General features: G+C 67.3%; 21 protein-coding genes, 1 tRNA gene and 2 pseudogenes. 14 read left to right on the top strand and 10 right to left on the bottom strand.

Going from position 1 to position 20,561, the window contains the following annotated elements:
• Window positions 1-107: 107 nt before the first annotated feature.
• The gene (locus ACFVSU_RS18715) at window positions 108-932 is read left to right on the top strand and encodes an SGNH/GDSL hydrolase family protein (RefSeq protein ID WP_387146445.1); all 825 of its coding nucleotides are present in this window, start codon (window positions 108-110) and stop codon (window positions 930-932) included.
• A 44-nt stretch (window positions 933-976) separates the two neighbouring features.
• Window positions 977-1,049 (top strand) — tRNA-Arg (locus ACFVSU_RS18710).
• Between the two features lie 26 nt (window positions 1,050-1,075).
• On the opposite strand, the gene ACFVSU_RS18705 is transcribed toward ACFVSU_RS18710, so the two are convergent.
• Complete coding sequence (locus tag ACFVSU_RS18705) at window positions 1,076-2,200, bottom strand: tyrosine-type recombinase/integrase (protein ID WP_376010373.1); 1,125 nt, start codon at window positions 2,198-2,200, stop codon at window positions 1,076-1,078.
• Between the two features lie 231 nt (window positions 2,201-2,431).
• Window positions 2,432-2,980, bottom strand: a complete 549-nt coding sequence (locus ACFVSU_RS18700) for a hypothetical protein (protein ID WP_376010370.1) — start codon at window positions 2,978-2,980, stop codon at window positions 2,432-2,434.
• 148 nt (window positions 2,981-3,128) lie between these two features.
• On the opposite strand from ACFVSU_RS18700, the gene ACFVSU_RS18695 reads away from it, so the two are divergent.
• Window positions 3,129-3,353 carry a helix-turn-helix transcriptional regulator gene (locus ACFVSU_RS18695; protein WP_376010367.1) on the top strand — a complete coding sequence of 75 codons (225 nt, stop codon included), beginning with the start codon at window positions 3,129-3,131 and terminating at the stop codon, window positions 3,351-3,353.
• Between the two features lie 611 nt (window positions 3,354-3,964).
• Here ACFVSU_RS18695 and ACFVSU_RS18690 read toward each other — a convergent pair.
• Window positions 3,965-4,402: a hypothetical protein gene (locus ACFVSU_RS18690; RefSeq protein WP_376010365.1), complete on the bottom strand. Its 438-nt coding sequence runs from the start codon at window positions 4,400-4,402 to the stop codon at window positions 3,965-3,967.
• A gap of 161 nt (window positions 4,403-4,563) precedes the next feature.
• Between ACFVSU_RS18690 and ACFVSU_RS18685 the strand changes: the two genes are divergently transcribed.
• Complete coding sequence (locus ACFVSU_RS18685) at window positions 4,564-5,022, top strand: MarR family winged helix-turn-helix transcriptional regulator (protein ID WP_376010362.1); 459 nt, start codon at window positions 4,564-4,566, stop codon at window positions 5,020-5,022.
• A 403-nt stretch (window positions 5,023-5,425) separates the two neighbouring features.
• Here ACFVSU_RS18685 and ACFVSU_RS18680 read toward each other — a convergent pair whose 3' ends face one another.
• On the bottom strand, window positions 5,426-6,769 hold the full coding sequence (locus tag ACFVSU_RS18680) for a serine/threonine-protein kinase (protein WP_387146439.1): 1,344 nt from the start codon (window positions 6,767-6,769) through the stop codon (window positions 5,426-5,428).
• Between the two features lie 292 nt (window positions 6,770-7,061).
• The gene (locus tag ACFVSU_RS18675) at window positions 7,062-7,418 is read right to left on the bottom strand and encodes a MerR family transcriptional regulator (protein WP_387146436.1); all 357 of its coding nucleotides are present in this window, start codon (window positions 7,416-7,418) and stop codon (window positions 7,062-7,064) included.
• A 95-nt stretch (window positions 7,419-7,513) separates the two neighbouring features.
• Between ACFVSU_RS18675 and ACFVSU_RS18670 the strand changes: the two genes are divergently transcribed.
• From ACFVSU_RS18670 to ACFVSU_RS18660, 3 genes are all read left to right on the top strand, one after another.
• Window positions 7,514-7,936 carry an Hsp20/alpha crystallin family protein gene (locus tag ACFVSU_RS18670; RefSeq protein ID WP_387146433.1) on the top strand — a complete coding sequence of 141 codons (423 nt, stop codon included), beginning with the start codon at window positions 7,514-7,516 and terminating at the stop codon, window positions 7,934-7,936.
• 332 nt (window positions 7,937-8,268) lie between these two features.
• Window positions 8,269-8,562, top strand: coding sequence for a hypothetical protein (locus tag ACFVSU_RS18665; RefSeq protein WP_387146430.1), 294 nt, complete (start codon window positions 8,269-8,271; stop codon window positions 8,560-8,562).
• A 35-nt stretch (window positions 8,563-8,597) separates the two neighbouring features.
• Window positions 8,598-8,996 (top strand): hypothetical protein, encoded by a 399-nt coding sequence (locus ACFVSU_RS18660; RefSeq protein ID WP_387146427.1) that lies wholly within the window; start codon window positions 8,598-8,600, stop codon window positions 8,994-8,996.
• 311 nt (window positions 8,997-9,307) lie between these two features.
• Here the strand turns inward: ACFVSU_RS18660 and ACFVSU_RS18655 are convergent, their stop codons facing one another.
• The 4 genes from ACFVSU_RS18655 to ACFVSU_RS18640 form a co-directional block, all read right to left on the bottom strand.
• Window positions 9,308-10,348 carry a glycosyltransferase gene (locus ACFVSU_RS18655; RefSeq protein ID WP_387146424.1) on the bottom strand — a complete coding sequence of 347 codons (1,041 nt, stop codon included), beginning with the start codon at window positions 10,346-10,348 and terminating at the stop codon, window positions 9,308-9,310.
• Window positions 10,345-11,463 (bottom strand): glycosyltransferase, encoded by a 1,119-nt coding sequence (locus ACFVSU_RS18650; RefSeq protein ID WP_387146983.1) that lies wholly within the window; start codon window positions 11,461-11,463, stop codon window positions 10,345-10,347. The genes ACFVSU_RS18655 and ACFVSU_RS18650 overlap by 4 nt, the downstream gene beginning before the upstream one ends.
• A 14-nt stretch (window positions 11,464-11,477) precedes the next feature.
• The gene (locus tag ACFVSU_RS18645; protein ID WP_387146980.1) at window positions 11,478-12,455 is read right to left on the bottom strand and encodes a glycosyltransferase family 4 protein; all 978 of its coding nucleotides are present in this window, start codon (window positions 12,453-12,455) and stop codon (window positions 11,478-11,480) included.
• 295 nt (window positions 12,456-12,750) lie between these two features.
• On the bottom strand, window positions 12,751-12,957 hold the full coding sequence (locus ACFVSU_RS18640; protein WP_387146421.1) for a hypothetical protein: 207 nt from the start codon (window positions 12,955-12,957) through the stop codon (window positions 12,751-12,753).
• A 166-nt stretch (window positions 12,958-13,123) separates the two neighbouring features.
• On the opposite strand from ACFVSU_RS18640, the gene ACFVSU_RS18635 reads away from it, so the two are divergent.
• Together ACFVSU_RS18635 and ACFVSU_RS18630 are read left to right on the top strand one after the other, a co-directional pair.
• The gene (locus ACFVSU_RS18635) at window positions 13,124-13,468 is read left to right on the top strand and encodes an ATP-dependent DNA ligase (RefSeq protein ID WP_387146418.1); all 345 of its coding nucleotides are present in this window, start codon (window positions 13,124-13,126) and stop codon (window positions 13,466-13,468) included.
• A gap of 69 nt (window positions 13,469-13,537) precedes the next feature.
• Entirely contained in the window at window positions 13,538-14,440 is a 903-nt protein-coding gene (locus tag ACFVSU_RS18630; protein WP_387146415.1) for a helix-turn-helix domain-containing protein, read from the top strand.
• A gap of 562 nt (window positions 14,441-15,002) precedes the next feature.
• On the opposite strand, the gene ACFVSU_RS18625 is transcribed toward ACFVSU_RS18630, so the two are convergent.
• On the bottom strand, window positions 15,003-15,548 hold the full coding sequence (locus tag ACFVSU_RS18625; protein WP_387146411.1) for an LURP-one-related/scramblase family protein: 546 nt from the start codon (window positions 15,546-15,548) through the stop codon (window positions 15,003-15,005).
• Between the two features lie 620 nt (window positions 15,549-16,168).
• Here ACFVSU_RS18625 and ACFVSU_RS18620 point away from each other — a divergent pair.
• The 5 genes and pseudogenes from ACFVSU_RS18620 to ACFVSU_RS18600 all read left to right on the top strand — a co-directional run bounded on the left by ACFVSU_RS18620 (window position 16,169) and on the right by ACFVSU_RS18600 (window position 20,561).
• Entirely contained in the window at window positions 16,169-16,429 is a 261-nt protein-coding gene (locus ACFVSU_RS18620) for a hypothetical protein (RefSeq protein ID WP_387146408.1), read from the top strand.
• Between the two features lie 150 nt (window positions 16,430-16,579).
• Complete coding sequence (locus ACFVSU_RS18615; protein ID WP_387146405.1) at window positions 16,580-16,834, top strand: hypothetical protein; 255 nt, start codon at window positions 16,580-16,582, stop codon at window positions 16,832-16,834.
• 33 nt (window positions 16,835-16,867) lie between these two features.
• Window positions 16,868-17,752: pseudogene (locus tag ACFVSU_RS18610) on the top strand (relaxase domain-containing protein); the annotation flags it as partial.
• A gap of 494 nt (window positions 17,753-18,246) precedes the next feature.
• A pseudogene (locus tag ACFVSU_RS18605) lies at window positions 18,247-19,609 on the top strand (ATP-dependent RecD-like DNA helicase); the annotation flags it as partial.
• 274 nt (window positions 19,610-19,883) lie between these two features.
• Window positions 19,884-20,561 (top strand): DUF6766 family protein, encoded by a 678-nt coding sequence (locus tag ACFVSU_RS18600; RefSeq protein WP_387146402.1) that lies wholly within the window; start codon window positions 19,884-19,886, stop codon window positions 20,559-20,561.

Genomic DNA, 20,561 nt, shown 5'->3' with positions numbered 1-20,561 from the left:
GCTGCGAGTGTTCTGGAAGCGGTTCCAACCCTCAGGATCAGGCCCCTCTTTTCCCCAGTTCACGGCCCGTGGGAAGACCCCGTCGATGCATGACTTACCCTCTCTCTATGCACGCGCCCGGCGGTACCCGAGCCCGGAAGCTGTGGCTGCCCCTGGTGGGCGCCACGCTGGCCGTCGCTGCGGTGTGCGCGGTGGCCGTTCTGCGTCCGTGGGGCGCGCCCGAACCGGTGGCACCGGCGGCAGTCGCCGAGGGCGAGCCGGCGGTCGCAGCATCCGTCCCTCCCGCTCCCCTGGTGCTGGAAGAGGACGCACGTGTTCTCGTCTTCGGGGACTCGTGGGTCTACGGCTCGGCCGCGACCGTGCCGACGCTCGGCTTCGCGTACCTCCTCGCCGACGAGCTCGGCGTCGAGACCGTCGTGGACGGCGTCCGCGGCAGCGGCTACCTCAAGCCCGGCCTCGACGGCCCCGCCTACGGCGAGCGCATCGCCGCCCTGGATCCGGCGCTCGATCCCGACGTGATCATCGTCGAGGGGTCGATCAACGACCGCAAGCTCTATCCGGCCGGATACCGGGATGCCGTCACCGCCGCGTGGGACGCCCTCGAGGCCGTCTACCCCGACGCCGAGATCGTGATCCTCGGTCCGTCGCCGCAGGTGCTGCCCGTTCAGGACGCGACGCGGAAGATCGACGCCGACCTGGCCGAGCTCGCGGGCGCACGCGGCTGGTGGTACATCTCCCCCATCACGGAGGACTGGATCACCGACGCGAACTACCTCGACGTCATCGACACCGGACCCCTCGGGCGCGACCACCCCTCGACCGGCGGGCACGCCTACCTCGCCGACCGTGTCGCGACGGCCATCGAGCGCATGGAGCAGCAGCCTGCGATCGTCGCCGACGCACCGCTCGACGACCCTCCCCCGGCGCCCTGACGTGGCGGGGCGACGGGCGACTGGATGGTAGTCTCGATCGGCACGCCTCCGTAGCTCAGGGGATAGAGCGTTGGTTTCCGGTACCAAAGGTCGCAGGTTCGATTCCTGTCGGGGGCACAGTCGGGACAAGGGATCGAGAGTCATCAGGACTCTCGATCCCTTTCTCGTGACAACACTTTGACAACATCCGTGGCGCGCTTGGCGCGATCGAGAGCGGCCGCAACGGCGTCCAGATCGTCGTCGAAGAGGTCCGCGTAGACGTCGAGCGTCATCGCAGCCGACGCGTGTCCGAGCATCCGCTGCACGGCCTTCACGTGCGCGCCGGCCTGCACTGCGAGGCTCGCGGCCGTGTGGCGCAGATCATGAGGCGTGACCCGCGGGAAGGTGGGATCGTCCGCCTGCGCGGCGAGAACGGCCGCGGTGAACCATCCGTTCCTCGACGCTGGCAGCCGAACGTGCTGGGTTCCGCCTCCGAAGAGGAGCGCGTCGCGGCCCTTCCCCTCGGCGAGCCGCGCGAGCGGCAGGGCGAGGAACTCCGGGTACGGGACGCTGCGGGTGCGGTGGGTCTTCGGGGTGCCGACATGGACTTCGAACGACACGAGCACGGCGTTCTCTTCGACGTTCACACGGCGTCGGAGCGCGTCGACGTGCCGGACCCGCAGCGCCGTCGCTTCGCCCCACCGAAGGCCGGTGTAGGCCAGGAACAGCACCAGCGTGGGTTCGCGCGCGTGGTCGGCGAGGAGCTGCACCTGCGCGTGCGTGAGGTAGTGCCTGGGCGCGTTCTTCGTCTTCTTCGGCAGGTCGACGTTGCGGGCGACGTTGCGCGCAAGCCGGCGATCGTTCACGGCGATGTCCAGGATGCCCGCCAAGATCCCGTGCGCACGTCGGACCGTCGTCGAGCCACCTTGCATACCCGATACCCAAGCCTGCACCTCGGAATGGCGGATGCTGCCGACCGAGCGGCTGCCCCATTTCGGCTCGACGTGCTTGCCCCACGCGGACTGCAGCGGCCGATACGACGACGGCTTGAGGATGCCTTCACGGTGCGCGAGCCACTCGCGGCCGAGGTCCGCGACAGTCGCGCGTGCACTGGCAGGGTCGACATACTCGCCGCGGCTCTTGGAAAGCTCGACCTCTGCCAGCCGCAATTCGGCGTCACGCTTCGTCTTGAAGCCGCGCTCTGTCGTCTGCTTGTGGTCTGGGCGTCGGTAGCTGATGCGGTAGCGCTTCGCGCCGGCCGCCGTCGTGTACGGGTGAACGCTACCCATTGGAGTCCTTCGGCCGTCGCTTCAAGATCGTCTCCCTTGACGTCGGCCGTGGGAACGCACGACGCGACCGCCGCCTCGAGTCGTGCTCGCGGCAGGACGACCGGTTTGGCGTTCTCCCGACCACCCGCGCGAGCCAATCCTTGTCGGTCGGGGTGTGATGGGGCTTTCGAGAGCGCCCGCGACATCGGCGGCGGTTGGGTTTCGTGGGTCCCAACGCTGCCCATGGTTCAGTTACCGCTCTGGCTGTCGGCCCACGATGTAGGCCATGCCTTCGAGATAGCCGGCCTTGCGCGCCTTCATGATCCAGTCCGACGCGGTGCGGTGGGGCACGTCGAGTTCGCGCGCCACCGCCTGAACCGGCGGGAGTCCGGCAAGAGCGGTCGCACCGTAGATCAGCGAGACCACGGCCATCCGTTCTTCCTTCATCCCACGCTTCACCACTTCAACCGCGATGAACGGCGACACCAGCCGCCCCTCCTCCGCCGTCGTGTCAGCGACGGTCGTCCAGAGGTCCACGTCGACGGCCTCGAAAGCGATGCAATGCGGGACCGCCGCTTGCATGATGGGGGCGATCGAGATCCGTCGCAGCGCGTCCTGGTCGAAGTCATCGCGGGTCGCTCGGTTGACGATCGTACGCACGACATACCGTCCCTCCGACCGCACGTAGTGTGCCTCGATCCCGGTCTCGATGCCTGCGACGTCGTTGGTCGCGGTGGCGACGAAGGCGGGAGCTATGCGAAGCCTGTCGCCGAGCGGCTCGGTCGCAGCCGCCACCGTCATCGGGTCGCCCTCAAGGGTCGTCACGTCAACCGTCACCCCGCTAGTTTGCCTGTTCGCTCGACTGATTCACAGAACCTCTTGACGACGAGTATCACTTAGGCGTGTACTTGTGTCAATTCAGTCAGCGATTACGCAAACGAGGTGAATCATGACGACTCATGCCGGCGACCGCGCCACCAAGCTCAGCCACGAGTTCTTGAGCCCCGAGCAGGTCGCCGACTTGCTCCCGGGCGTGAACAAGAACACGCTCGCGATGTGGCGCTACGAACACAAGGGTCCGAGGTACTACAAGCTCGGCCGCAAGGTCGTCTACGCGCTCGACGACCTGGAGGCGTGGATCGCCGCATCGGTCGCGGGAGCAGCGTCGGACTAGACCAACGCCTCGACGGCCCATCCCCAGGGAGTGATCGGCACTGGAGACTGCCGGCAAGGCAATGGAGGGCTTGAGCTTCCCTGTTCGGGCATGCACCACTGCCGACACGCGCGGCCATCGGGCTTTAGGCCACGTGGAGATTGGCACTTACTGCTGTGGCCAGTGTTGAGAAAGTGAACTTCCTCGGAGTGAGATCGATTCAAATGCCGAATGCTTTGGTGGTTTGCGGTGGCGCCCGTAGGGTGGTGTGCGAGTGGAGCCTGCGATTCCGGGGGGGAATCGTGTCACAAAGGTGTCCCCAGACCAAGCCTGTCCCCAGCAGGCGCGTGGCGCGTACCGGGCGAAGCTCAGGTCGCTCGGACGCCACAGCCCTTATCTGCGGCGTCCGAGCGACTGTTCGCGCACGGGGGGGGTTGCGCGAGGGAAGTCGGCAGCCCAGGCCCCAGAATTCCCCAGTCGAGTGGCGGCGGCGGGCGGATCTCCACGCCCCGCGCCTCGCACACCCGAACTCACCTTATGCTGTCCCCCGTTTGGGGGACAAACACTTTTCAGGGTGAGGATCGGGGAGGGCTGTCGTCTTGACACCAGACCAGCTGGGCTGAACCGGAGGCTTATTCCGATGCGGGCCGAATATCCGCGGCTGTCACGTGCTTCCCACCCAAGGTGAGCTTGTCGACGTCGAGCTCGGCGACCTTGACGTTGCCCAGCTCGACATCCGACGGCGGGTCGACGCTGGAGGCAGGGTCGGGCTCGAGGTACTCGGCGGTGAGGGTTATTCCGGCTGTCGAGTAGGAGGCGGTTGCGAGCTCGTCGATCCATCTGCGGTTGAGCTCGGGGGGCTCAGGGTCGTCGAACACGAACCGCAGCGGGATGGCAGGGTGCACCCAGATCGTGGATCTGCCGGGCAGCTCGCCCTGCGCATGCTGCCAGGAAACGGTGAAACTCTCGCCACGCCGCAGTCTCGTCGCGATCACGACCTTCAGGTGCGCCAGCGCCCGGTCTTCGATGTTGATCGGAGCCATCGCATCGCCGTAGTAGATCGACCCCATGTCAATCCCTCACTCGCCGGGCGCCGCCTTGCGAACGGTGCAGGATGTCCGTCAGGCATGACTGCACGGAATCGACGCGGGTGGGGCGAGCACCCTGATTACTTCAACAGCTAAAGCATATCTCCGGCGAGCCTGCGGCGGGTGCGCGTTACATTGTGGAGGTGCGAGGTCGCGATATCGAGGCAGTGCTGCAGGTGCTGGTCGACCTGACCCGCCGCCTGGTGCCCCCGACCGATCTGCAGCTGTCGGGGGACGATTCGTTCACGCGCACCCAGTTGGAGATCCTCTCGCTCATCACGCACGCATCCGAGCCCGTGACCGTGACGGCCGCCGCTCAGGCGCTGCAGCTGACTGCGGGCGCGGTCACCCAGGCGGTCGACGGTCTCGTGGTCAGCGGGATGGTGCGCCGCCACCGCGCTCCGCACGACGGCCGCGCCCGCATCCTTGAGCTCGCCCCCGGTGCGGAGCAGATGATCGCCGTCTACGAGTCCGCAATCGTCACGAGAGTCGGCCCGTGGTTCGCCGCCCTCGACGACACGGAGCTGGCTGCTCTGGCCCGACTGCTGGGAAAGATCCGCACGGCCGGCGACGTGGACAGACCCGCGCCGTCTTCGGATTGATAGCGATCGCCAACAGCCAGGATCTCGGGTGTCTGGCGAGAGCACCGTCCCTCGTTCCGAGTGCTGATCCTTGACACGCAGCGATTCGATCAGCGAAAGCACTCGTGGATTTACCGCCCGGCGCGAGCCAATCGGCGATCACCGCACGCATCGGCACCCAGCCCCGCCCAGCACTGCGGAGATCGAGGTTGCCTGTGCGACGCTGCCGCCCAGTGGACGAGGAAGCCGACGTCGCCTCCATCGAGGTGACGCCCGTCCCGGTAATCGCGCTTCGACGACGTCGTCTGTCGGAGCGCAGCTGCGACCGTCGCGCTCGTCGGAGGGACCACCAGTGGTTGCTCCCCAGTTGATAGGGACGAGCTGGATCAGCAGCTCCCCGACGAGCCCCAGCGCGCTCAGCCGGCTATTTGCCTTTCTTCTCCTGACGAGCCTGGTCGCGTGCGGCTTTTTCCGTCCCGCGTTGCGCGGCAGCCTGCTCCTTCTCGGCCTCGCGCTGTTCGGCGTGGGCTTGCTTCTGTGCTTCTCGGTCGGCCTTCGAGGTCACGTCGGTGGCGGGCTGGACGTCGCTCACCGGAGCGGGCGCTTCCACATCGCTCACGTTCTGGGGCGGCGCGTCATCGGTCGCGGGCATGTCGACCGGCATTTGTTCGCCACCTTGCTCGGACACGCGGTCGACGGTGACGGGTGCCGGCCCCGTTTTGGCGGACAGCCAGGGAAGGCACACGAGGGCGACGGTCATCGCCGACGCGACCGCGCCCGCAGCGACCCAGGCTCGTATCCCTGGGCGGCGGGCGCGCCGCCGATGCGCCGTCGGGGCGCGATGGGGCGCACGCGCACGGATGCGTACAGGTGCCGTGTCCGAAATGGTCGGTTGCGGCAGCATCGCGGTCCTCGCGGGCCGGACGTCACCGGTCGGCAGCTGACGCGCGATCTCGGCGACCTCCAGCGCGCTCGGGCGGGCGGCCGGATCAGCCTGAGTCATGCGCGTGAGCAGGTCTGCCCATCGGGGTTCGATGAGCTCCGGGATCGCCGGCGATTCAACGAGGCGGGCCATCACCTCGCCGATCCCGGAGGTGTGGCTGAACGCGCGTTTGCCGATGAGGGCTTCCAGGAGCACGAGCCCGAGGGCGTAGATATCGGACGCCGGACAGCTGCCCTGGCCGCGGACCTGCTCGGGTGCCAAGTACGCCGCGGTGCCCAGCACCATCCCGGGGGTGGTGACCGAGGTCGCGTCCGTCAGCTGCGCGAGGCCGAAGTCGGCGAGTTTGACGCGAAAACCCAGCCCGGCGACGGGCGACGGGGTGAGGAGGATGTTCGAAGGCTTCACGTCACGGTGCACCAATCCTGCGGCGTGGACGGCGCCCAGTCCCGATGCCAGCTCGTCAGCGAGCTGCGCCACCTGAAGCGTGGACAACGGACCATCACGGAGCAGCCGAGACAGGGTGGGGCCAGCGACGTACTCCATCACCAGGTAGCGGGGACCCTCCAGTGCCAGCTTCGCGTCGAGCAGAGTCACCAAGGAAGGATGGTTCAGTCGGGCCAGCGCCCCTGCCTCTCGATGCGCACGCACGGGCGCAGCGAGCACCTCGGCGCCGTCCTTGAGCAGCTTGACGGCCACCGTGCGACCGAGGATCGTGTCCTCGGCCCGGTACACCGTGGACATGCCGCCTTCACCGACCCGCTCGTGAAGCTGGTACCGGCAATCCAACAAGGCAACGGTCGGAGACTGCTCGATCGGGTACGTCACGCTGATGTCCTCCCCGCCGCATCCACGGCAGCATTGCGTTCGACTTGGCTCACGCTAACTCGGAGGCGCACAGGGACGTACAGGGTTGACAGCTCGGTGCCACCGGTGCTGAGCGCGCTCGGTGGTCGGCCGGTTCACGCGTCCGCGGGACGGCACCGTCCCATCCGGCTGATCACGCGGATCGCGTGCAACGGTGGCGCGATCACCCGAAGCGGAGCTGTGAGGTGGGAGCGGTGTCGCGAGGCGCGCTCGACTCGTCTCAGCCACCCCTATCTCCGCCCGCTGCGAGATGTCAGGAGTGCTCGGCGGTGAGCAGGGCGTGCCGTTCGCGGAGTTGGGTGTTCTCGTCTTCCAGGTGCAGCACCATGGCGATTCCGGCGATGTTCAGCCCAGCTGTGAGCAGTTCGCTGATCCGGCGGAGTCGGGCCAGGTCGTTGGCACTGTATCGGCGCGTGCCACCATCTGTGCGTCCCGGTTCGAGCAGGCCACGCGCCTCATACGCACGGAGGTTCTGCACACCCATGCCCACGAGCTCGGCGGCGACGGAAATGCCGTACACCCCCCGCGCCCGATCCACGCCGCCCTCCGTCATCGCCTCACACTCCCCTGACCGAATCGAATATCCGAGAATCTCCTCTTGCCACAGCATGTCACGCGTGCTACAACAAATCTATAGCGCAGGGCACAGATCCTCCTGGAGCTGTGCCGGTTCGAAGCATCCAACAGAACGTAGAGGAGGACACGATGCTGATGCGCACAGACCCGTTCCGTGAACTGGACCGGCTCACCCAACAGATGTTCGACGGCACCCTCGCCCACCCATCCGTCATGCCGATGGACGCCTGGCGAGACGGCGACACCTTCCACGTGGAGTTCGACCTCCCCGGCGTCGACCCGGACTCGATCGACCTGGACGTCGAACACAACATCGTCACCGTCAAGGCATTGCGACCACCCCGCGCCAGCGACGCGGCCCTGATCGCCGCCGAGCGACCCCGTGGCCTCTTCAGCCGGCAGCTGTTCCTGGGCGACAGTCTCGACACCGACCACATCACCGCCGGATACGAGGGCGGGGTGCTGGCCCTGCAGATCCCGGTCGCCGAGCACGCGAAACCGCGCAAGATCACCATCAGCACCGGCGAGAACCTGCAGGCCATCAACGCCTGACAGCACGGGGTCATCATGCTCCACTCGCCCGCAATCGTCCGCGCGGCTGGGGAACCGGCGACCCGGGAACGCTCTCCCCCGCCGTCGCGACGCTCTCCAACTGCCTTGCGTTAGCACGCCGATCTCGTGAGGTGGCGGCGCGCCCCGCCCGCGTCGTTCCCTGTCGAGCCGTCGCAGCCTCGTGCGCGACGCCCGCACCCCGACGGTGCCCGTGTTCAGGTGGGCCGGGCCGCCGCCCTCCTCCGAGACCGGTGGGCACGCTGACAGTGATCGATGGAACCGAAACCCGGTGACGCTCCGCCCCACCACCGAAAGTCATTGGACGAACGATCATGACCGGCAACAGCAGCCAATTCGAACTCCGAACCGTCGCCCCCGGCGAATGGGTGATCATCGACACCCGGTACCAGCCGCGGCACGCGGATCGCACCGTGGCCCGGATCTGGGAAGTCGACACCAGCCAGTGCGAAGTGGCCTGGATGCGAGACCTCGCCCGGCCCACCCGGTACGCAACCGCGCACGACGCACTCGCAGACCTCGACATCACCCCGCAGCGCACCAAGCCGGTACCTATCCCCCACCTCGCTCCACACCGGGCCCACAACAGGCACCTGGCCAACATCTGAGCCCTCGCGCAGAAACGACAAGGAAGAGGTGCGAAGTGGCAGAGAATCCGAGTGCCTGGCGTCGCTATGACTACACGTTCTTCCCCGTGTTCCACGAACGGTTCGAACAGCGCTTCGGGGAAGGCACCGCCCCATTCCTCGACCCGGCGGTGTACGACGCCGACCAACCCCGACCCCGGGCCCAATGGATCAACGTCGACACAGGCGCCGCCGTCGCCGTCGTCCCGGTCTGGGAAGACGACCAATCGGAACGCTCCTTCGCCGTGTTCTACCTGCCCCCATACGGAGGCATCTGGGTACTGCGGCCGCCCGGGCTCACCGGATACACCGAGATCGCCGGCAAGACCGTGACCGACGATCCCGCGATCTCCCTACGCAACGACTCGTTCCACAAAGCCGTCGAGCACGCCGAGAAATTCATCCACGGCCAGTAACTCCGCACCGATCTGTGATCGGGTCCCTGCGGCCGCCCTCCACCGCTGAGGCGCTCCTCAACGTCTTCGGTGCCGATGGAGGCATGTGCGATGGCGACGATCCAGGTCCCAGGCGATCCTGCTCCATTACGAGGGGGAACACCCACCACACCAACGGTCAGACCTTAGATGAGCTCAAACTCGCGGTAGAGATGGCGACGAGTGGAGGTGGCGGATGGCTGCGCGTCATCGATGGCGGCGGACCCGCGCATCTCTTCATCTGGCCCGGCGCGAACGTTGCCCTGCTCCTCCAACCTGCCCGGAGGCGATGACTAATCCCCGTCGATGGCGCCGGAGCGGACAGCAACGGTGACGCGTTGGAGGCATTGCAGGGTTGCGAGCGCAGCGAGCGTCGACTCCGCGCCGCGATTGTTGTTGCGGCCCGTCGGTGTGAGGCCGTCGTAGCCCGCTCCCGTCTTCGGATCGAACAAAGCAATGCGGACGTCGTTCGCGCCCTCGAACCAATTCCATGTCGCCCGTAACAGCATCGGCCAGCGGTCGTCGCCGGTCGCCTCGAAGGCCCTGGTGGCCGCTTCCGCGAGGGCTGCCGCTTCGATCGGCTGCTGGTCGAACGCGCGCCGTGCGTCGCCCGGTCCCCGCCCGCCGACTGGAGTCAGCGACAGGTGTCCATCTGGAACGCTCTCCACCGACACGAGGAACCGGAGCAGCCCCATTCCCTGGTCTACGAGCCGCGCCTCTTCCAGCGCGCACCCGGTGGCGATAAACGCCGCCGGTATCGCGGCGTTGGCGTAACGCAACCGAGGCTCGACCCACCACCAGCCGACCGATACCGGGCGGTGCCTACCGAAGGCGGCGGCCGCGTCGCGAAGCAAGCACCGGGCGGCGTCGTCCGCGCCCGTGTGGCTTGCCACTTCGGCGGCGCCGAGGGCGGCGAAGCACGTGGCTCGCAGCCACGCCGACCGGACTCTCGCGGCCCGCACGAAAGCCGTCAGGGCACGCTCTCGGACCCGATCGCGGGTCGACCACCGCGCGGCGACTCCGAGGCCCCACAGCGCTCGCCCCCACCAGTCACCGGTGCCAGGCTCGTCCGTCCATCGGCCGTCCTCGCTCATGCGGTTGTGGACCCGTCCGTCTTCAGCGACAGCCGACTCGACGAAACCCAGATAGCGGTCGGTCAGGGCGGCGGCATCCGATCGTCCGTCCTCCCGCGCCGTGACCGCCAGCGCCCGGGCCACGTCGTCGGTGCAGTAGCCCAGCGCCCGCCGCGGCACATCGCCACGGGCGTGCTCGAACAGGCCGTGCTCGTCGGTCATGGCCTGCAGGTGCGCGAGGGGCAGCGATGCCGGGATCACGCGGCGCGCTCCGCGCGCAGCCGCTCGGCGAGGTCGAGAAACCGTTCGGCGACCTCGGACCAGGTCGGCCCGGAGCCGTCGCGCCGTGATGCCAGGCGGTCGTCGCCGAGTTGCAGCACCCGTTCGAGCCCCGCCGTCATCGCGTCGAGATCGTCGTGCGGCACGGCGACTCCCGCCGAGTCGGTGAGTGCCTCGACCGCGTGAGGGAAGGCGGTCGCCACCACCGGCACGCCGGCCGCGAGCGCTTCGGCGAGCACGCCGGACGTGGCCTGCTCCTTCGAGTCGTACGGCAGCAGCACGGCGTCCGCGGCGCCGAGGTGCGCCGCGAGATCTTCCGGGGAGAGGTATTCGTTCACGAACCGGACGGCTGTCTCGACCTCGAGGTCTCGCGCAAGCTGGAGAAGCGTATCGCGGTACGCCTCGCCGCTCTGCGCGAGCACCTTGGGGTGGGTCTGGCCGGCGATGACGTAGGTGGCGTCGACACCGCGCCGGCGTAGGCCGGCGAAGGCGCGCAGGCCGCGCTCCAGGCCCTTGCCGGGAGCGATGAGACCCCAGGTCAGGATGGCGGGCGTGGCGCCGCGCCGATGGACGGAGTGGCGCGGCAAGACGGCCGCGCCGTGCGGGATGACGTGCACCTTGGAGCTCTCGACGCGGAAATGCGACAGGAGCGTCGCGCGTGCGCGCTCGGTCATGACGACCGCGGCCGTGGACAGGCCGACGACCCGTTCGAGCACCCGCCGCTGGCCCGGGCTGGGTTGTTGCAGCACGGTGTGCAGCACCGTGATCACGGGGACACGCAGCGACGCGAGGACGGCGAGCACCTGGTCGCCGTCGTTGCCGCCGTATATCCCGTACTCGTGCTGCACCACCACGGCGTCGCAGCGATTCAACGCCCGGGCCGCATCGGCGTGACGTTGCGGATGCGCGGCCCGCAACACGCCAGTTACCCGCACCCCGTGTTCGTTCGGCGCCGCGGGCTCCTCGCCGGTGTCCAGCACCCGTACCACCTCCGATCGCCGAGCCGGCGGCTCCGCCATCGCCACGGCGAGTGAGCGTGTGAAGGTGGCGAGACCGCATCTCGTGGGCGGGTACGTCGACAGGAATCCATATCGCATTGCATTCATCTCCTTCACCATGCGCGGGCGCGCGTCGGGTGGCGAGGGTTCCCACGGTGCGCGACCACGTCGCGGTAGACGTCGAGATAGGCGTCGACCATCCGGTCGGCGTCGAAACGTTCTCGGGCCCGCGTGCGCACGCGCCCGCGATCCAGCGCGACCGCCCGGTCGACCGCGGCCGCCGCTCGGCGGATGCGATCATCGGCATGCGGATCCACCAGGATCCCGGTCACGCCGGGGTCGATGAGCTCCGGCATCGAGCCGCGGGCGTAGGCGACCACCGGCGTCCCGCAGGCCATCGCCTCCACGACGGACAGGCCGAACGGCTCATCGAAGTGGACCGGGTGCAGCAACGCCGCCGCGGAGCCCAAGACGCGAGGGCGGTCGTGCGCCGACACCGAGCCCAGGTAGACGACCCGATCATCGTCTATCCGGGGCAGAACGAGCTCGCGGAAGTGATCTTCGTCCTGCACGATGCCACACAAGACGAGCCGTCGATTGGCCTGAGCAGCGATCTCGATGGAGTCAACGATGCCCTTGTCGCGATGCATGCGGCTGAAGACGACGAGGTCTTCGCCGCCCGCCCCAAACGCGAAGGCGTCGATGTCGATGCCGTGCGGGATGGTCGCGGCGTAGCGCAGGCCGGGCGCACGGTCGGCGTCCGAGATCGATACGAATGCGGAGCGGGAGCGCTTGTACGCCGGGAGGATGCCGGCGCCGGAGAACCCGTGCACCGTCGTCACCAGCGGCGCGCGCCATTGCGCGTCGAATGCGAGCGGCAGCCAGTCGAGGTGGTTGTGCACAACATCGAAATCGGCTGAGCGGGCGAGGGCGTGGGCCACATGCAGCGCTTCCCACACCCGGCCATCCATCGACGGGTCCTCGGAGTACCCGTGCGGCACGACTGCCTCGAGGTGCGCCGACGTGATCGAGTCCGCCGTCGCGAACAGCGTGACGTCGACGCCTCGGTGACTCAGGCGCTCCGTGAGCATCGACGCGACCAGTTCCCAGGGCCCGTAGTGCAACGGGGGCGTGCGCCATGCGATGGGAGCCAGCATTCCGATCCGCAGACCCGACAGGTCGCCTGGAGCGGGGCCCGGTGCCCACGTCGAACGTCCGCTCATGGTCTCCTCGCTTCGGGTTGCGAGGGTGATGAGAACGTAAGGCGGCTCTCCCCGATTCCACGGGGGGCTTGACAGCCGCACCGCCACGTCTTACGTCAGAGGACGAGATTAGGGTCGTCCCGGTCGCTGAGCGAAGGAGACGACGGCGGAGTTCGCGACGTGTCTACCCCGTGGGCAGCGCGGCGAGGGTGAGCGGGACGCCGTGGGTGATCAGGAGCCGGTGGGGCGCGCGGGGATCGCCGTCTACAGCTTCCAGCCATCCCGGCTGGCCGGAGGCGAGGATGCCGAGGACTTCGTTCTCCACGTCCTCGATGTCGCGTCCGACGATGGTGTACAGCTGGCCGCCGTAGCTGACCTGAACGGGTCCCACGGTCCGTCCTCCAGTCGTGTCTCTTTCAGGCGTCACTGTAACCCCGTGGCAGGCTCGGGCGGACCCGAGTGCGCAATCCGGGTGGGGCCTTGCGCGATCCGGCTGGCGGGGTAGCGTGGCCCGAAAGGCGGTGCGAGCAGACCAGGCCGCAGAGGCGAGGTTCCCGATGGGAAAGCTCACTTACGAGTCGAGTATCAGAGTCGACTTCGAGGACCGGCTGCTGGCGCACCTGCAATTGGTGATCACGACTAAGTTGCGCCGGGGCGAGCCGTTCCATTTCAGCTGGAAAGACGATGCCAGTATCGGCGATGGCCGCACCACGGTGTGGATCAATGCCGCCTCGTCCCTCGTCTTCAAGTACTACGGCTCCCGACGCCCCTCCCTGAATCCCGCGTGGATTGACGCGTTGGCCTACACCGCCAACTCCCCGAGCGGGCTGTATGTGGTTCCGGAACCGTCGCCGCCTTCCGCGGACCTCTCCACCACCAATGCGAGTGCGGTGGACGTGTGACATGCACCTCCTGCCTGTGGCCACCGCGCGCAGACGGTTCAGCCCCCGTGACCGCGGAGCGTGATCGCCGTGCAGCGCTTCACGGTCAGCACCCGCGATCCGGACGTCTCCGCGGCGACGGTGAAGGAGATGTTCGGCAACGCCATCCGGTTCGCGTCCGACCCGGGTCGTGGCTTCGCCTTCCAGGTAGACGGCGTGGTCTTGGACGCCGGCCTGACGGTAGCGACCATGTCATTCCCCACCGCCGCAGCCCTGGACTCTGGCGAATTGCCCGATTACACGGTGTCGGTGATGGAGGGCGACATCCGCTGGCACGAGAAGGACACGGTCAGGCGGATCACCGCCCCCTTCATCGTCCCCCCCGGTACCGCCACCCGCCTCCGCTGGTCGGCGACGAGGACCCTCAACGTCGGGTTCCCCTCCGATCGACTCGCCCCCTACACGGGCGGTTCGATCCCCAGCATGGCCGCATTGAACAGCGACGGCGTCGACACTCACGCGGTGGAGGCGCTGGTAAGGATGCTGAACGCCACGATGCTGTCAGCGCCCGAGATCCTCGACGATCCGCTGTTCCGTGCCAGCGCAGTGGAGGCGCTGATCGCCGTGATCGCATCGACCTACCCCATCGTCCGCGAGGCGACGGATCGCGCACGACCGACCGCACTGCGGCGAGCGGTCGCGTACATCGACGAGCACCTGGATCAACCGGTCAGCGTCGCGGCGATCGCGGGCGCAGCCCGGATGTCGGTGCGCGGTCTGCAGGTGTTGTTCCAACGGGAACTGGGAGTGAGCCCCCTCCGATACCTGCGCCAGCAGCGACTCGCCGCCGCCCGCGCAGATCTGCTTGCCGCTGCCGAACCGGGCGTCGTCGCGGTCATCGGGCGACGATGGGGCTTCGCGCACCCCTCCCGATTCGCGGCCGAATACCATGCCGCCTACGACGAATACCCCGCCGCTACCCTCCGCCGCTGACCGCATACGTTCGTGGCCTTCAGTCCGACGGTGGGGATGAACCCGATCCAGCCGGGAAGCGCCCGCGCGGTTAAGCGGTCCAGAACCCACTTGGGGCTGACGCCGCAAGCATTGCCGTAGAGAGCTGCGAAGCGGGACGGAGAGGCGAAGCTCCAGCGGTGCGCGAGCTCCCGGACGGTGTCCCCGCGTGTGGGATCTGAGCGCTGGCGGTCCTCGTGTGCGTCGGCGAGCCTGGGGCGGACGACGTGATCGAGCGGATCAACTCCTAGGACCGTACATCCGATGAAGGCGGCATCCCCGTGGAGGGATGCCGCCTTCTCTGTTGTCCGCACAGCCTGGGCTAAAGCCGCCAGTGTCTTGGCCTGAGGGCGTCGAACTCGGCCTGCGAGATCGGGGCTCGGACGGCGGTCAACTTCTTCACCACTTAGCCTGTGGGCGCGGGTGTTCCCCGTCGGTCCTCGGCGACCTAGGCTGAAGAGCCACTGCCGTCATCCCGCGAGGTCCCGGCGGTGAGGCCCGGCGCTCGCCCGCCGGGCCGCTCACATACTGGCCATTCCTGCGATCAGTGCGACAACTGGTCGAGAGCCACCGTGGCGGCAAGGATTAAAGCGATGTCCTCACCCGGAACGATCTCGACACCATAGGAATCGCGAACGCGCAGCCATCGCTTGGACACTTCGGCGATCTTCGCGCCGTCGCGTTCAAAGTCATACTCGTGGTCGACGATGTTGCCCTGGATATCGATCTCGCCGGCATCGTCGGCGCTCAGCGTGAATCGATCCCGCAGGGGATTGATGAGCGCCTTCTTGATCGTCGCGTCGGGTCGCCCCGGACGCTCGATGGCCATGGTGTCCCGGATCGCGATCTTGCGCTCCTGCACCTTCGCGACCTCGTTACCTGCGACGTCACGGATTACAAGCGTGTCGCGAATCCGGGCGACCTTCCCGTCGACCTTGAACGCGCGTCGTCCGCCAATCGTTTCGATCCAGTAATCGTCACCGACCGACACCAACTTTTCCCGCATCTGGAAGACCTCGTTGTCGGATGCCCCGCCGCGGCGTTCCTCGCGCCGTTCCTGACGATCATCTCGACGACCCAGAGGTGCCATAGTCCACCCTCCCCAGGATGATTCAAACGACTCGACCAAGTGGACTGGAGCGTCACGTTTGGAGCCCCGATCACGGCACCCTTGGCCATCATGGCATCGCGCGGCCCGAATCGTGCTTCCGTCAGAAATCGAGATCGAGAACATTCCGAACCCTCCGAATACCCGGAGGTCCGCTTCAGCGTTAGACGCCTGGCGCCACGACCCTTCCGAGCTCGTGCTTTGGTCGTCATGGTCCTTGGCGCAAGTGCAAGCATCGTCTTGTCGGGCGCGACGCCCGCCTTCGCCCGCTGGCCTCTGGTGCTCGGGGCTCGCGCTTATCATCGCGGCCGCCGTGCTCACGCTCATCAGCCGCGCGGCCGGCGCATGACCGAATTGTGCTCCTTGAGCGACACCCTGCGTGGAGTCGCGCATTGCTGGATCGCAAGGATGGCGTGTGCTACTTGTGGTTGAGTGATCGGTCCGATTCGGAAGGAGTTGACGTCTGCGACGCCTGCTCAAGACCGCACCGACGTGGAGATTTCCGAATGACCGATGACGCTGGCGCTCCGCGGGACGGTGCCGCAGTGCCTCGCCGCTCTCGCGCCCAGATAGTCACCGGGCGGGTCGGTTGGATCCTATGCGTGATACTGCTGCTGGCAACCGGGTGGCAGGTCGTGAACGCTCTCGGATTCCTTGCGCACGGTGCCTTCGGAGGAGGGCTCGAGTCGAGCGAAGTCGCTACGTGGGTGACGACGGCGCGGGTACTCCTCGTGGCTTCGATCGGGTGCTGCGTGCTCGGATTCATCGCCGAACGCTGGGTTCTCTTCTCCCTCGCCATGGTAACCACGCTGCTTGCGCTGCTCATGAACCTCGTGCGATGGAACGTGGGAGGTGCGTCCTGATCTACCAGGCCCGAATGTGCGGAGGCCGCGGCCCGACGTCGTTCTGAACGCTCGAGAGCCGGTCCCTGAGCGGTCGCACAGGTGGCGCGCGAGCCTGTCGAGGTGACATGGTGGCCGCTCGTCCGAGTAGTCAGGCCGATGATTTGCACGATGGCGGCACCGTGGCCGGGCACGCTCCCGATCCTAGAGAAGCACGCATCGACTCAACCGAGACGCGGACGAGGTCCAAGCGACCAGCAGGGGCCCAAGACTCGTACCAAGACCAAGACCAAGACCAAGACCAAGACCAAGACCAAGACCAAGACCAAGACCAAGACCAAGACCAAGACCAAGAAGAAGAAGAAGAAGAAGAAGAAGAAGAAGAAGACCGCAATGCACGCAGGCACCAGATGTGTAAACCTGTAGCGATTATGCAAAAAGCTCGCTACCGTGGTCGCCATGCGCGGAGGTCTCGAGCGATGGAAACGGGGTGCTGAGTCCCGCGGAGTTCGCCACGCGATCGCCTACGCGCTCGAGGGAGTATGCGACGCGCACTTGGTCCACTCCCCCGGCGTCGCCGCGCTCGAGGCGTACAGCGGCGGCGGCGACGCGTCGGTGACGAGGTTCGTCGTGCAGACAGGAACTCTGCGATCGGACGAGCTGTCGGCGAGCGCCTTAAGGGTGTGGCTGAGTGGACACGACCCGGTCAGCGGCGAGGAGCGCGGCAAGACCCTGCTTCGTCCGGAGGCTGACCTTCTCCTCGACGGGACACTGAATCACCCAAAGTCGTACAGCATCGCGGCACTGCTGCATCCCGAACTGGCCGCCGAGTTCGAGGCACTGCAGGACCGCATTCGAGACCGCGTGATCCTCCTGTGGCAGAAAGAGTTGAACGCGCGTCGCGGGCACGGCGGCAGCATCCGCGAGTCGATCAGCCGCGTCGAAGTCGTCGAGTTGCAGCACCGTCGCTCCCGCGCGCTCGACCCGCACATCCACCGGCATCTCTGGCTGAACATCAAGGTGCTCGGCGAGGACGGCAAGTGGTCGAACGTCGACTCGCGCGTCGCAATGAAGTTCCACACCGTCGTCAACGCGGAAGGCGAACTGGCCGCACGCACCGACCCTCGATGGGTGACGGCGCTCGCGCGTCATGGGTACACGATCGGCGAAGACGGCGAGATCGCCGAACTCGCCGCCGCGGTTGCCCCGTTCTCCCGTCGCTCCGCCCAGATCGAAGCGAATCGGGCGCGGCTGATCGCGGAGTGGACGCGAGCGCATGGCGGCCTGCAGCCGAGCATCGAAGTCCTGCAGCAGATCGATCGGCGAGCGTGGGCGATCTCCCGGCCGAACAAGCCGACACTGATCGACGAAGACTCGTGGGAAGCAGCGGTGCGCGATGAACTCATCGCCATCGACCCCCTCCTCGCCCATGCACGCGGGGAGCGCCAGGTGCGACCGACTCCGCCCGAAAGCGTCGATCTCGATCAGGTGGCGCGCGCAGCCGTGGTCGACGCCGACGAGCGCTCGCGCGCCTCGAACGGCCGCTTCAGCCAGTTCGACCTCCGCGCCGGCGCCCTCCGGGCGTTGGCAGCCACGGGGATGGTTGCCGAACGCGCTGCGGTCGACGACCTGCTCGAGGACATCGTGAGCCGCGCCGGCCGGCACATCGTCCGCCTCATCGCCGAACCCGACATTCCGGGCCACATCAAGGCGCTCATGGCGACCGACACGATGCGACTCAAGGTGCGCATCGCGGGTCGCTTCGACGCCATCGCCATCGGCGGGCGAGCGCTGCTACCGGACGAATTACGCCGTGTCGCGGCATCCGTCGAAGGACTCGACCTGCTGGACGCATCGCAGTCGACAGCCGCGTGCGCGATCGCCGGCACCCATGGGCTCGTCGCGGTGACCGGGCCAGCCGGCGCAGGTAAGACCACGATGCTGCGCGCAGCCTATGCCGGGCTCAATCGGCAACGACGACGGATGCTGGTGGTCGCACCCACCCGCAAGGCGGCGTCCGTCGCAGCTCGAGAGACCGGAGCGGACGCATCCAGCCTGCATGCCTTGCTGTATGACTACGGGTACCGATGGTCCCGGGACGCGAACGGCGCCCAGGTGTGGCAGCGCCTCGCTGTCGGCGACGCCGATCCGATGAGCGGTTCGACCTATGGCGGTCCGCAGCGATTCGGGCTTCGCCCAGGAGATCGGATCGTGGTCGATGAGGCGGGGATGGTCGATCTGCAGACCGCAGACGCCCTCACCGAACTTGCTCTGCAGACCGGGGCCGGCGTCGCCATGGTCGGCGACACGCATCAGGCGCTCCCGGTCGGGCACACCGGAGCCATGGAGACCGCCATCCGCCACGCCTCGGCGTCCGTCGAGTTGGACACGGTGCACCGATTCCGCGACGCTGAATATGCAGCGCTCACCCTGCGCCTGCGGCATCCGCGCGATCGAGATGACGCGCTGCAGATCGCCGAGGAGCTCGCGATGCGAGGCCACCTTCGACGAGTCGACAACATCGAACTGGCGCGAGCGGCAATGGTCGAGTGCTACCTCGATGGCGCTGCCCGCGGATCGCGGGTTGCCCTTGTGTGCGGCTCCAACAGTGAGGCGGACGCGATCAACTCCGACATTCAGCAGATTCGGGTCGAGGCCGGCGAACTCGATCCGACCACCCTCGCGTGGGGACGCGACGAGCAACGCCTCCTCGTCGGCGACATGGTGCAAACGCGCAGAAACGATCCCCGGACGGGTGTCGAGAACCGGGCTCAGTGGATCGTGAGCCGGATCGACCAAGACAAGATCGACCTCGTCTCCCCCGCCGACGCCGGCGAACGCCGGCGCATCAGTCGGGATTACGCGCTCGACCACGTCGTGCTGGCGTATGCGTCCACGGTCCACGGCATCCAGGGCGAGACCGCCGACACGGCCATCGTCGGTCCGGACGTTGATGCTGCCGGCCTCTACGTCGGGTTGACTCGAGGACGCCATCACAACGAGGCGGTCGTGATCGGGCGCACCGACGAGACGGCCAGGGACAGGTTGGCGGCCACCATGCTCCGCGGAACCACGGAAGTAACCATCAACGAGTCGCTTCGCGCCGCTGAAGCTGAACTGCGCCGGGCAGCACGCCACCAAGCGTCGCTGCCGCAACTTGGAGCAGGGACCGAGGCGCAGCGTCCGGGCATCTCGATGTGAGTGCCCGATCCGCCGTTCGACGACAGGGCCCAGCAACTCCGGTTCTGCCGACGTGGTCTCGCGCAGCGGGCAGCTCCAGCGATGTCAGCACGCGCGATCGGGAGCAGACAAGGGCCTTGCGGAGGGTCCGCATCGCGTAACTAGGCTTCACCGCATGACGGGACGAGACGACGGCGAGACCGTAGGCATGCGGGTGGTCTTCTGGCTGTGGATGGTCACCATCGTGGTCGGGCTGACGGTGATGATCGTCATTCCGCTGACGGGACGGTGACCGATGCGCCGCGCCTTGCGAGACAACGGGCTGAGCCTGGCGTTCTTCGCGATCTTCGTGCTCGCCCTAGTGGGCCAGTCGCTCGCGGGATGGTCCTTCAACAACGAAGAGCTGCAGCAGCACGGGCAGACGACGATCGGCTACCTCGCGTTCGTGTCGTCCTCGGCGTTCCTCGTCGACGTGGCCGAGAACTGGCAGTCCGAGTTCTTGCAGTTCTCGCTGTTCATCTTCGGCACCATCTGGCTCATCCAGCGCGGATCACCCGAGTCGAAGATCCCCGGCGACGAGGGCGTGGGCACCGACGAGGACCAGTACGTCGGTGAACACGCACGCCGGGACTCCCCGCTCTGGGCACGCGTGGGCGGCGCACGACGATGGATCTACTCGAACTCGCTCCTGCTCGTGATGACGACGATCTTCTTGCTGTCATGGCTCGCCCAGTCACTGGGCGGGGTGGTTGTGGCCAACGACGAGAATGCCGAGCACGGGCTCCCGGCGATCACGTGGGCCGAGTACGTCGTCTCCCCGGAGTTCTGGAACCGGACACTGCAGAACTGGCAGTCCGAGTTCCTCGCGGTCGGCGCAATGGTCGCCTTCGCGATCTACCTCCGCCAGCGCGGCTCCAGCGAATCCAAACCGGTCGGGATGCCACACCACGTCAGCGCCGAGGAATCCGAGTAG

Origin of the sequence: Microbacterium sp. NPDC058062 (genome assembly GCF_042885375.1) — a bacterium.
In the GTDB taxonomy this organism is placed as follows: domain Bacteria; phylum Actinomycetota; class Actinomycetes; order Actinomycetales; family Microbacteriaceae; genus Microbacterium; species Microbacterium trichothecenolyticum_C.
The sequence above is the reverse complement of the archived record's forward strand: the minus strand, read 5'-3'. Positions and strand labels throughout refer to the sequence as shown.